At 34.4% G+C, this 13034-nt stretch carries 6 protein-coding genes and 4 pseudogenes; 6 read left to right on the forward strand and 4 right to left on the reverse strand.

The annotated features are described in order from the left end of the window. Nucleotides 1-118 precede the first annotated feature (118 nt). Nucleotides 119-1495, forward strand: a complete 1377-nt coding sequence (locus OPR42_RS01835; protein WP_265041645.1) for an ankyrin repeat domain-containing protein — start codon at nt 119-121, stop codon at nt 1493-1495. Nucleotides 1496-1556: 61 nt separating this feature from the next. Here OPR42_RS01835 and mutS read toward each other — a convergent pair whose 3' ends face one another. Beyond that, the gene (gene mutS, locus OPR42_RS01840) at nt 1557-4067 is read right to left on the reverse strand and encodes a DNA mismatch repair protein MutS (RefSeq protein ID WP_265041646.1); all 2511 of its coding nucleotides are present in this window, start codon (nt 4065-4067) and stop codon (nt 1557-1559) included. Between the two features lie 113 nt (nt 4068-4180). Here mutS and OPR42_RS01845 point away from each other — a divergent pair, with 113 nt between their 5' ends. Together OPR42_RS01845 and OPR42_RS01850 are read left to right on the forward strand one after the other, a co-directional pair. Beyond that, nucleotides 4181-6730: an ankyrin repeat domain-containing protein gene (locus OPR42_RS01845; RefSeq protein ID WP_265041647.1), complete on the forward strand. Its 2550-nt coding sequence runs from the start codon at nt 4181-4183 to the stop codon at nt 6728-6730. A 61-nt stretch (nt 6731-6791) separates the two neighbouring features. Further along, entirely contained in the window at nt 6792-6920 is a 129-nt protein-coding gene (locus OPR42_RS01850; protein WP_264376120.1) for a hypothetical protein, read from the forward strand. A 123-nt stretch (nt 6921-7043) separates the two neighbouring features. Here OPR42_RS01850 and OPR42_RS01855 read toward each other — a convergent pair. Continuing rightward, nucleotides 7044-7997 (reverse strand): annotated as a pseudogene (locus OPR42_RS01855) (IS110 family RNA-guided transposase); the annotation flags it as partial. Nucleotides 7998-8102: 105 nt separating this feature from the next. Between OPR42_RS01855 and tnpC the strand changes: the two are divergent. Further along, nucleotides 8103-9455, forward strand: a complete 1353-nt coding sequence (tnpC, locus tag OPR42_RS01860; protein WP_264330462.1) for an IS66 family transposase — start codon at nt 8103-8105, stop codon at nt 9453-9455. 318 nt (nt 9456-9773) lie between these two features. After that, nucleotides 9774-10769, forward strand: a pseudogene (locus OPR42_RS01865) (IS256 family transposase); the annotation flags it as partial. A gap of 14 nt (nt 10770-10783) precedes the next feature. Here the strand turns inward: OPR42_RS01865 and OPR42_RS01870 are convergent. Continuing rightward, nucleotides 10784-11619: pseudogene (locus OPR42_RS01870) on the reverse strand (IS982 family transposase). Nucleotides 11620-11724: 105 nt separating this feature from the next. Between OPR42_RS01870 and OPR42_RS01875 the strand changes: the two are divergent. Next, nucleotides 11725-11856: pseudogene (locus tag OPR42_RS01875) on the forward strand (IS256 family transposase); the annotation flags it as partial. Between the two features lie 61 nt (nt 11857-11917). Here the strand turns inward: OPR42_RS01875 and OPR42_RS01880 are convergent. Next, a complete protein-coding gene (locus OPR42_RS01880) occupies nt 11918-12742 on the reverse strand; it encodes a hypothetical protein (protein WP_264375772.1) in 825 nt (274 codons plus the stop codon). Nucleotides 12743-13034: the final 292 nt, after the last annotated feature.

The following is a 13034-nucleotide window of genomic DNA, read 5'->3' on the forward strand; positions in this document are numbered from 1 at the left end:
AGAATACAGAAAGATTATAAAATAAATTAACCTTTGGGCAAGCTAATATCTAAAAATCCTTTACAAACAATTCTGATTTGGATATAATTTTTTTGATTGTGTGTGTTGAGGTATACTTATGAATTCTGAAGAATTAGAGGAAATGTTGGCTAAAAAAAAGAGGGTGGATGCTGTAATAAAAGATCTTGTTGATACTGTTACCAAAAATGATTCAGAAAAAGTAAAGTCAATTTTTGAGAAAAATAGTTCCATTATTCGAGATGTTGTTACTGACGTTAATTCCCAAAGCGGTACAAATTTATTAGGTGATGCTGTTGATGAAGAAATAGCTAAGTATTTAATAGAGCAAGGTGTAAGTTTCAGCGCTGCAGTCAAAAAGGCGATTATGAAAAGAAATTTAGGGTTAGTAAAATCAATCTGTGAGATAAATAAATCAATAGCTAAACATGAGTTACAGCAAAATCCTGAGCCACTACAATCTGCAACTTATGATCACAAATTTAATGATAAAATTGTAAGGTATTTGATTGAACAAGGTGCAAATCCTAATGCAACTGATCATCTTGGTCGTTACTTACTTCATCTGCAAATTGCAAAAAGCAATTTCAAAGGAGCTAAGGCTTTAATAGAAAACGGTGCGGATGTTAATTTAATAAATCAAGAGGTAAAAAGCTATCGGAGATTAATTATGGGTGGTAGTGAGTTGAAGGGTGAAACTGCGTTGAGTTTTGCAATTAGAAAATATTACGAATATAAAGGCATAGACGATCAAAAATCTGATAAAACCTTAAAATTTATAAGTTATTTAATAGAACAAAAAGCAAACTTAAATATCAAAAATTGTAATGAGATGGTCCCTTTAGATATTGCTATATTTCATAATTCTCCAAAGATAGTAGAATTATTGATAAAAGCTGGTGCTGATCTTAATGTTGGAAGGGAAAAAGCAGAAGGTGTTTTAAAGTATGCAATTACTGAAGGGCATATAGATATAGGGAAAGCTACAATTCGATATATTTTGGAACATGACTCACACTGGTTAACAACTTCAAATAAACCAGATCTTCTCAATGACCAACAAGAGTTATCAGTCTACTGGGACGAATATAAAGCTCAAGTTAAAGAACTTCATGATATAGTGGAAGATAGAATTGACTTGACTGGTGACGGCTCTACCCGTCCTATAATGAGAACAGTGAGTGGCTTTTTAGATCATGAAAGTAGAAAAAATCTAGTAAAATCATCATTCATATCTAGTGCTGAGGCACCAGAAAATTTTTGTCCGAGAAAGCTGGCTGTTATAAGTGTAGCTGCAATAACTTGCGCTTTAGCATTATATTTTCTTGCTCCATTAATCATTGGGTCTTCTGCTGGAATTGGTACTCAACTAGCATTAGGAGCTGTAGGTGCAGTTGTAGGTGGTGGAATTGGAATCTTGACCAATGTGGCAATAGATCAATGCTACGTTAATTCAGCTACTCAGAAAGCTGACTAAAATTAAAGCGCCATAGATTGCTAAAACTCCATAATTGTGGAGTAATATAATGTTACTTTCCTCAAGCCTTTAGCTCCTCAAATACTTCTCTTGCTCTGTTTAAAACAGAATCAGGAAAACCAGCAAGTTTTGCTACATGTATTCCATATGACTCATCTGCAATGCCTTCAATTACTTCATGTAAAAAGATGACTTCTCCTTTCCATTCTTTTATTTTCATACAAAAACATTTCACATTTTCTAAGTATTCACCTACTTTAGTCAATTCATGATAATGAGTTGCAAAAATGGCGCGGCACTTATTTACATTGTGAATATGTTCAATCACCGCCTGTGCAATAGATAATCCATCATACACTCCTGTGCCCCTACCAATTTCATCAAGTATCACCAAGGAACGGTCCGTTGCCTGATTTACTATCGTTGCTGTTTCGATCATCTCTACCATGAAGGTAGAATAACCAGCTGTTATATTATCCGTTGCGCCAACCCTGCTGAATATCTTGTCAATCACTCCAATATGCGCACTCTCTGCTGGCACAAATGACCCCATGTGAGCTAAAACTGCAATGAGAGCGTTTTGCCTCAAGAAAGTGCTTTTTCCAGCCATATTAGGACCAGTAATTAGATGTATACCAGCTAAATTGATGCTATTTGCAATGAATTTATCGTTAACTTCAACCACTGGATGTCTTCCGCTACAGATATTGAACTCTTTGCTGTCATCAATGATGGGTTTTACGTAATTATTTTGCACTGCAAGCTCTGCAAACGCGGTTCTAATATCAAGTTTTGCCAAAGCATTTGCAGCAAGAGCAATTTTTTCAGATTCTTTAGCGACTTCACTACACAGTTCACTAAAAATTTTCATTTCTAAGCCGATTGCAGCATCACGTGCCGTAAGAATTTTATTTTCTAGTTCTTTCAACTCATTAGTAGTGTAGCGCATGCTATTTGCTAAGCTTTGTCTATGAATAAATATATCCGAAGTTATTTTGTGATTTGCCGACACTTCAACGTAATAACCGAGTATGTTGTTATGTAATATTTTAAGTGCGGCAATACCAGTTAGGTCGCGATAAGATTCACGGAGTTTGGTTATTAGTTTATTACTATTATTTAATATGTAGGATAACTCAGATAATTCTGAGTTGTATTTTGAGTGAATAAATCCTCCTTCTTTCACGGAACTGAGGTTATTATCGAGTATAGCACTATTTAACAGTTCAAATAGGTCTTTATGATTGCCAAGGCTTTTATGTATTGTGCTTAGTTCACTTTCGTCACTACTTATCACCTGAGTAGTAGACACTGGTTCCTTTTCTCTGGTCAAGCACTGGAATGACATCTGAGAGTTAATTTCTGATTTTTCACTTAAACAATAATTATGCAAGGTAGACAGAAACTCAGACAACTCTAAAGTTTTTCCTAGGCCTATTTTTAATAGGTTCATATCCTTTGGTGAACCACGCCCTAGTATTAAGCGCGATAAAGACCTCTCAATATCTGGAATGTTAGATAATATCTCTCGTATTTTTCTGCGTGGCTCATGATTATTTACAAAAAATTGAGCGGTGCTGAGCCTCAAATTAATTGCCTTAGAGCAAGCAAGGGGTGAAGCGAGCATTTGTTTGAGCAGGCGTCCACCAGAGGCTGTTACTGTGTGATCAATAACTGAAATTAGTGAACCTTTCTTTTCACCAAATTGAGTTGAAAACAACTCAAGGTTTCTCCTTGCTGAAGCATCAATAAGCATGAAATTTTGTTGCTTATAGGTTTTTGGGAATTCAAGCCTTGGAATGGAGCCCCTTTGTGTTACTCTGACATATTCAAGCAGTGCACCACACGCCATGATTTCTACTTTGCTGAAATTTCCTATACTCCCAAGTTCCCTGATTTTATAAAACTCGCATAACGTTCTGTGAGATTTACTATACTCAAAAAAGCTCTGTGCGTGTTGCGTAATTGATATTTTATAATTTTTTAAAATCGATCTAATTTTTTCGTCCTCAGTGAATTTTTCAGAAATTAATAATTCTCTTGGTGATATACGCAATAAATCACTATCTAGAGCCTTCAAACTCGTTAAAGTGTGAAAAAATTTTCCCGTCGATAATTCAAGCCAACTAATAGCATATTCGTCATTTTGTTCAACTATGGACGCGAGATAATTATTGCTTTTATCCTCCAGTAGCGAATCTTCTATAATTGTACCTGGAGTTACAACTCGTACTACATCACGTTTTACTATGGATTTATAGCCCCTCTTTTTTGCTTCATCAGCAGTTTCTAATTGGTCACAGATTGCTACTTTGAATCCTAAATCTATTAACTTGTGTAGGTAAGATTCGCTACTGTGTGCTGGCACTCCACACATTGGTATTTCTTGCCCATTTGAATTGCCTTTCTTGGTTAGCACTATATTCAGCAATTTCGCAGCTTTAATAGCATCATCGAAAAATAATTCATAAAAATCGCCCAGTCTATAAAACAATAGATGATCCGTGTATTGAGCTTTCAAATTTAAATATTGCTCCATTACAGGGGTATTTTTTTCTCTTATTAAGTTCATAACATTTTTAAATATGTTAGCAGCAAACCACTTACTCTGGTGTTGGTTATTTTATTATGGATCAATAATTTTTTTTAGCTATAGTACAAAAACAAATAGTTTGAGGTAGAATTATGGAATATGAACGGTTGTTAAAAATATTAAGGACAATAAGTGACTTAAATGAGAACAATATAATCGAAAGGGTAAAAGAGGAATTGGAAAAAGAAGATCCAGACACGTATAAAAAGTGGCAAGATAATGGATTTAACATAAATTATACATTCGATGATCAAAGTACATTGTTACATATAGCTGCTAGAAATGATCTTGTAAAGATAGCAGAGCTTTTAATAAAAAAAGGGGGTAATGTTAATACAGCAGATCAAGATGGATGGAATCCTTTACACTTTGCTGCTGCAAGTGGTAGTATAGGAGTGGTAGAGATTCTCATAGCAAACGGGGCTAATGTTAATGCAGCAGATCAAGATGGGTGTACTCCTTTGCATTGTGCTGCTCACAATGGACATAAAGAGATAGTAGAACTCCTATTAGACACGGGGGCTAATGTTGATGCAGTAGATAAAGTTAAGATAACTCCTTTACACGCTGCTGTTCGCTTTGGTTATACAGAGATAATAAAAGTTCTCATAGCAAACGGGGCTAATGTTAATACAGCAGATCAAAATGGGTGTACTCCTTTGCATTGTGCTGCTCACAATGCAAATAAAGAGATAGTAGAACTCCTATTAGACACGGGAGCTAATGTTGATGCAGTAAGTCAGGCTGAGAGTACTGCATTACATCATGCTGTTTCTGCTGAAAATTGCCAAGTGGAAATAGTAAAAGCTATCATAGAAAAGGAAGCTGCTGTTGACATAGCGGATAAATACGGGCGTACTCCGTTATGCTGGGCTATTAGAAATGGCTATTCAGAAATAGCAAGAATTCTACTTGAAAACAAAGCAGATCCTTTATTGGGACATAAAAGTTTTAACACATTAAAGCTCTTGATTGAATTAATAAAAAATGATTTTAAGCACTCTAAGAAAGCAGAAGAAACACAGCAACAAGAGGATGATGAATATGAATTGATTAAATACTCACTGGTACTTCGCAATGACTGTTCTTTAACTGATATTGCTGAAAGAGGTGCATTTGGTAAGTTGATATCTACGTGGCTTGTTGACATGTCCAACTTAACAGAGAGTCAGAAGGAGTTGAATAAAAAATTCTTAAGTACTTTTAAAGACTTTCCACATGTTACTTATAAGGATTATAAGAACGATGTTGAAAAAATTAAAAAATTTTTACTGGATCATAAAAGTAATCAAGATCTAAAAACCATCCTCAACCTTAAAAGAGGAGAATCTAAACTGACAATACTGCATATTCTATCAAGTATGGAATGTAGCAATGCGGGAGAATTCATAGATTTACTGTTGAATTCAGGTGCTGATCCTAATGAAAAGGACGACACAGGAAGAACACCTTTACATTATGCTACTCGTTCTGGTCATTGTGATACAATTATCAAATTGCTTCTAAGGAAAGGAGCTAATCTTGATATAAAGGATAAAAAAGGTAAAACCCCAATAGAATTTGCAGTTAACAATCCCAACCTTAATATTAAAGAGTACTTTTTAACTGATGATGTTATTTATGAAACTTTTCGTAAAAAAACACAAGTTGACTATAATGGAAAAAAGCCTTTGTGCAAAAGTGTAAATCTATGGGGAGAGGATTTTCTACTAGATGAGCAAGATCCAGATAAATATTTTTGTAAATTAGATGAAGTTCAAGACATAAATCAGCTAGAACAGGTTGTAAATGAAGCTATAAAATTTAGGGTAAGGTTCAATCTTACTTGTGAGGGAAATATATATGAAAATACTTATGAGAGTAAGTATAATTTTACAGATTATGTAATAAGAAGAATTAGTGAATTAAAGATTTTTCAAGTTGAAAGGGACATAGAAGTTGCTAGTCGCATAGTATGTAATTTGGTAAAAAGAGGTGCAGTATTTGAAACTTTAAGTAGTATAATTGTAATTGATAAACTAGAGAAGTTTAAAGACCACAAAGCTAATCTTAAAGAAGCACGTAAAAGCTATATACATTACTCTCTAAGGTTTTTGGAAGCTGCAAAAAACGCAACTACTGGTAAGGTAAAAGAGGCAAAAATGGACAACTTCACTTTCTACTTGAAATACTCAAAGAATAGTATAGTCGAGGTTGCAAAAATCATAAATGGAACAGATGAAAGCACAGAATTTCGAAGAGACGTGATAGCAATCGGTGAAAGCGAGACAGAAATTTTAACGGAAGGTGGGGTAAGAAATTATACTGACCTTATAGGTAATATAGTACTGACTTTTCATACTGATTTGGGAAAAGTAGATGCTAGATTGTATTCTGATGTGCAAGATGAAGGAAAAATTATAGTAGAAGTGAGTAACAAGGAGGAAATATTGGAAAAGTTTAAAAATTATAAAGAAGAGTTAGGTGAGAACTGCTTGCTTGGTGGTTCTTCTGTCTACGACGCTATTAAGCAGGGATATTTTAAAAGGCCTGAGGAAGTAGATTCCATATATCATGTAAGTTCTTCATTAGAAAATATATCTTTATTTCCTATTGTACAACAGAACATAGAGAAAATTCGCCAGAAAGGTTGGGAGTGTTAAATAAAGTGTGTCAAACCGAAAAGTAAAATATTACAATTAATATAAAACGGAGGTTTTACACATGAGTGAAAAAATGGCAAATAAATATGTTGGATTAGTAGACTATCAAGAACTAGAGTCAAATATTCTGTCATCTATACGAGAAGGTAGATACCGTCTTGTCAGTCAACAAGAAAATTATAGAAATTGAATCTTAAGCTGTATTACGAAATCAAAAAATACTTTCTATCAACATATACACTAACCAACTACATTAAATAAATTTGTGTAAAATGCTATTTTACATAAGATAGAAAGTACGCATTTTTTGATTTTAAAGTACTAAATTCTCCTCCAACCGCTTTGCCCTGTAATTCTTGATATGGTCAGGATTAAAAGCACTTTTGGATTTTAGAACACCGAAAATGATATGGAGTAGCTTACGCATTGCAGCACCAACGATAGCCATATTATGCTTACCCTTTTCCTTTAATCTCTGGCAAAAACTAATAATGATAGGATTGTGATTCTTAGCTACTATAGCAGGAAAGAAAAGTGCTTTACGTAATGTTTGTGAACCGGATTTACTTAATCTGGGTTTGGCATATACAGAGGAACCTGACGTCATATTTCGTGGTATAACTCCTGTATATGCTGCCAATTGCCTGGCATCTCTAAAAACCTCTATGTCAGGAACTTCAGCTAAAATAGCTATTGCTGATTCTTCTCCTATTCCTGGAATAGTCAATAGAAGTTGAAAATTTTCCAACAATTCTTTATGTTGATTTAATAGTTCACGTACGGAGTTTTTTATTGTTTCTATTTTTTGAGCTATATTCATTGCAAGGTCTTCCCAAGCACTTGCAACTTCTTTAAGCAGTCTCTCTTTTTTTTCTAAGTGGTTATTTACTAATGTTAACTCATCTTTTAACGCAACTGAGCAACGATAAAGATGTTTTAATTTTTTCATTTCAGGAGAAGGTGGTGTCCAACTAGAAGGTTCCTGTCTTTGGCAATAATCAGCAATAACTTCTGCATCGGTCTGATCATTCTTTTGTCGTATCAGCTTACTCCTTGCATAAGATTTTATGCAATAAGGATTTACAACACTAACAGAATGTCCAGCGTTGTGCAGAAACTCAGCCAAAGCTTCGCTATAACAACCAGTAGCCTCCATGCAGGCTTTTACTTCTTCTACATTATGTTTTTGTAGAAAGCTAAGTAAACCTTGAAACCCAGAATCCTCGTTTTTAAAACTCCTTTTTCTAGTTTCACATCTTCCTTTTTGTATCCGTTCAGAGGTGTGGCAAGGATAAAAAACAATTGACATAATATATTAAAGTAGTAATAACACAAAATGTTGATAGTAAAGTAAGGCTAGATGCTTCAATTGTTGATCAGTATTGTAGAGTTATGTAAAAACTTAGAGCAGAAAGTAGCAAAGCTTGAAGAAAAAAATAAAATCTTAGAAATAGAGAATGCTGAACTAAGAGAGAGACTCGGCTTAAACTCAAGGAATTCATCTTTACCAAGTTCAAAAGAGCTGTACAAAATAAAAAAAGACACACCAGAAGATAAGTCAGAGGGCGGCAGGAAGATAGGTGGTCAAGTTGGACATAAGGGGAATTGCCGAGCTAAAATGGAAGCAGATGAGGTGGTGAAGGTAGAGTTACCAAATAGATGCGAGTGTGGTGAAGAAATCGCAATATCGGAAAAACCATATGTCTATCAAAAAGTTGATTTACCAGAAATTAAGCCTTACGTAGTTGAGTATCAATTAGAACATGGTCGCTGTCGTAAATGCGGAAAAAGAAGGAGTAGCAAATTACCAGAAGGAGTTACACCGGATACCTTTGGTCCTAGAGTTAAGTCAGTAGTTGCATCACTAAGTGGGTTTTATAAGAATTCAAAGCGAGAAATAGCGAATATTATGAAAGACATCTTTAACATGAGTATAAGTGTTGGTAGTGTGTCCAATAGTGAAGCAAGGGTTTCGTCAAAATGTAAAGAAGCCTATGAACAAATAGAGGAAGAAATAAAAGCAAGCGAAATTTTGCATATTGATGAAACCAGTCACTACAACAAAGGCAAATTGGGATGGTGCTGGATGTTTGCCAACAATAAAGCAAGTCTTATGAAGTTAGCAGATACAAGAGGAATGAAATTTTTAAAGAATAGTGCATTTTGTGATTACAAAAACCTGGTAATTACTGACAGATATGCAGTTTACAACCACTTCAGTGATGAAAAACGACAAATTTGTTGGGCTCACTTATTGAGAAATTTCGAGAGGTTATCTCATAGTTGGAATAGTGAAGTAATGAGACTTGGCCATTGTTTAAAAGACGCAGCTAATGGATTGTTTGTATTAAAAAACGCTTTGTCAGAAAATGAAATTAGTATTTCAAAGTTCACTAAGCAAGCTAAAGAATTACGAAGATACATACAGTACTGCATGATAAAAATATCTTATATACTTGAAGCAAAAGGAGCTTCACGAACGGTAAAGGGTATTATAAAATCCGAGTCAATGATGTGGACATTTTTGGATGACCCAGAGAATATTCCATTAACGAATAACCATGTTGAGCGACAGATACGGCATTATGTTGTCTATCGTAAGAATTCATATTTTGCACAGTCAGAGCGAGGGAATAGATTTCTTGAGCGGATAATTTCGTTGTATCTGACTTGGAAACAAAAGGAATTAAACCCTTTTCAAAACCTGCTAGCTGTTGTTTCTTAAACCACACCTCTGAACGGATACTCCTTTTTTGCTTATGAACGAGAGAAAAACATCAAAGCGATCTTTCGATACATCTATACCTAAAAAGTTGTTGATCATATATAACCCCATGCGTTACCATTAAAAATGAAAAGTAAGGCTAGTCTTGTGAATACAGAATTAGAACCATTTAGGTTTTTCTACGATACCGTCCAGCCTGTACTCTTGAGAAGAGAACTCTTATCTACCTTACAGATTTTATATCTAAGACCACTGACAGAGTTCTTCTCTTCTCCATCTAATGCTTAAGCTTAAAACATTAGATGCTTTTTACAAGATACAAGACCATTAATGGGAAAAGATGGTGCATTAACGCCATTTGTAAAAAGGCTACTTGAAGCAAGCTTGGAGGGTGAAATAGAACATCATTTATCTACTGAAAGCGAAGAAAACAATCGTAGAAACGGAAGGAATGGAAAAACTTTGAAAACAAGTGCAGGTTCATTTGAACTATTGACACCAAGAGACAGAGAGGGAAGTTTTGAACCACAGATAGTGAAAAAAAGGCAAACAACAGAACTTGAAACAAAGATTTTGAGCATGTTTGCCAGCGGTATGAGATATAGAGACATAATGTCACACGTCGAAGAAATTTATGACAACAAGATATCGGTTGCTGAAATATCCAGTATTACTGATAAATTATTGCCAGTGATTAACGAATGGCGCAGTCGTCCTTTACAGGCAGTTTATCCGATAGTTTTTATGGATGGAATGTTCTTTAAAGTAAAAAAGGACGGACGCTGTGTAAGCAAGTGCATGTATAATATATTAGCAAAATGGCAGAAAAGAAGTACTGGGTTTTTACTTAGCAGAAAGCGAGGGAGCTAGCTTCTGGTTAGGCGTATTAAATGACTTGAAAGAGAGAGGAATAGAAGACATTTTGATAGCTTGTGTTAAAAAGCTTTCCTGCAGCTATAAATAGCGTATTTCCTAATGTGGAAGTACAGCTATGTGTAGTGCATCAAATACGGAACTCTCTGAAATACGTATCAAGCAAAAGTTTTCATGAATGATTTGAAAAAAATATACCGCGCTACAAGTAAAGAAATTGCAGAAAATTATTTGCTTGAGCTGGAGGAAAAATGGGGCGAAAAGTATCCATTAGTTGTGAAATCTTGGCAGAATAATTGGGAAAATTTGTCTAGTTATTTCAAGTATTCTGATCCAATGAGGAGAGTAATTTACACCACTAATCCGATAGAGGGACTACACAGGCAAATTAGAAAATTCACCAAGACCAAAGGCTCATTTACCAGCATAAATGCCTTGTACACCCCAACTATGGATTAGCCAGCAAAGAAAGGCATAGAAATAGAGGGCTTTTTCGACTGCATGGAATAGGAAATCAGAACAGAAAAAACATGAATTAGGAAATTTGTTGGCGATCTGTGTCTTGTGTGCTCAATCTCAAATTTGTTTTTCAAGGAGTCGAAAACAGTCTCAATAATCGATCTTTTCCTTAGTAAAATCTTCTCTTTAAGTGAAATGAGTACGTTTTTCATGCCTTTTTTTACTTTAGTGACGAGTTTTAGGCCTCTATCGAAGAGTTTCTCAAAGAGCTCTTTCTTTATATAGCCCTTATCTCCGAACAAAAGTCCGGTCAGTCTTTTAGTAAGAATTGGCAAAGGTTTTCTGTCATCAACGTTACCTTTAGTTAGAGTAAGTGATTCCAATTTCGTTAATCACCAAGTGCAATTTAAAGCCAAAAAACCAACCATACGTGCTCTTACCAATTTCTGCCAAACCATCAAAAACTTTGTTCTTGGAGATCCTTTTTTTGTGGCAAACAGCGATTGTAGAAGTGTCTATGTAGGAAATACCGGTCATTTTTGCTTGTTTACAGAACCATTGCAAAAGTAATGCTAAATACCATAAAACTCGTGATTTAAGAGCGATAAATCGGTCATATGTTGGCAACTTAGAAAATTCAGATTTATAAAGCGGCAGATAAAGTAGGTAAAAAGCTTTGAAATTTTTGCAAGGGGATTGATGATATAATAGAATTATGGTGAGAATTTCCGAAGTCTGGTATTCTAGTGGGTTTTCTGCCTTTTGATAGGAGCATATTAGCAAAATTATCATCGACTGTGCGACAAAAATCCTCGACGCAACAGTAAAATATCTTTCTTCATGGGTAACCTCTTAATTATTGCTAAAATACTCGAGCTTACCCTGTTTTCCTCTTCTTAGCTGCACTTTTATCTCTTTATTTAATCCATAGTTGGGGTTGTACAAGCTGGTATATTGTGCTATAAGAAAGGTGGAGGAGAAATGGACGATGCCTGTACATGATTGGGCATTATCTATATCTCAACTCGATATTTTTTTCCCTAGTAGATTAAAGATTGAGTTGAATTAAAAATTCGGTTTGACACACTTTTTTGAACATCCCCCTCATTGAGCTTATAGAGCATACTTTTTTAACCATGAGCATGATTATTGCTCCGGACAGGAGGTTCCACATTTTCCAGATAGCCATGACTGTCTACTTTCAATTCATTTCCTAAGTTGTGCTCTATTTTTGTTGCAAACGTAAATCCTAATATTTTGCAAAATTTTTCGAAATATTCTCTTATAATATCAAATAAACTCTTATCGCCATCTTGATAGTTTTTTAACTCCTCAGGAACATCAAGTAATAACTTACCGTCTCTATATATTAGACCCTCTTTACCATTCTGAGATTCAAGTGTAAATTCCATTGAAAATAATATATCACATATTTTTTTCTCAGGAAAATCTAGAAGCTTTACAGGTGCTTTGGGGATTTTACACTCAACTTTTACAGAATTTGGATTTTTGCAGTCAATGTACACTTTTCTATCAACACCACTATTGACATTCATAAATAATTTATGTTTCTCGTAAAGTTCCATCATAAATGGTCCATATATATGTTCATATCCTGCTTGATTGCAATTAGTAGCTAACTCTTCTAGAATATGATCATTTGGAGCTTCTGCTCTAGAATGTTGAAACATCTCCTTAAAAACCTCTTTTGCAAATGAACGATAATTCTTTTCTCCATCTTTATTATTTTTAACCAAGCTAATATGTTTTTTATATAATCGGTCAACAAAATCCCTATCTATATTCTCTCCGTTAATGATGAAATCCATTCTATTAATGTCTTTATATGCTTGCTCACCAGAATTTGCGCTTTTATTATCTTTAGCTCTTAATTTATTAAAACCAAATTCTTTAATTTTAGCCTTTAATGTAACTATTGGATTTGCTTCTGTCATACTTCCCCCTTACTAAAGCCTTCAAAATTAATTATACTATAGGAATTGTTAATAGATTATTGACGATATATAAGTGTAACGATGGCTTTGTACTACCTGTATAATAAATACGCTAAGGCAAAAATTTAGCTGTAGAAAGAATAATGCAACTTTATCGCATTTCATTTTACTATAACTTGACTATAAGAAAAAATCTTATTTTGATTACTACGAGTAGTTCTATAAACCAAATTAATTGTAAAAAAGAGCGAGTGATTTGTGTAGAGCTTAAGATAATTCGTTTCTTAGATTG

The organism is Wolbachia endosymbiont (group B) of Melanostoma mellinum, assembly GCF_947251465.1.
GTDB lineage: Bacteria > Pseudomonadota > Alphaproteobacteria > Rickettsiales > Anaplasmataceae > Wolbachia.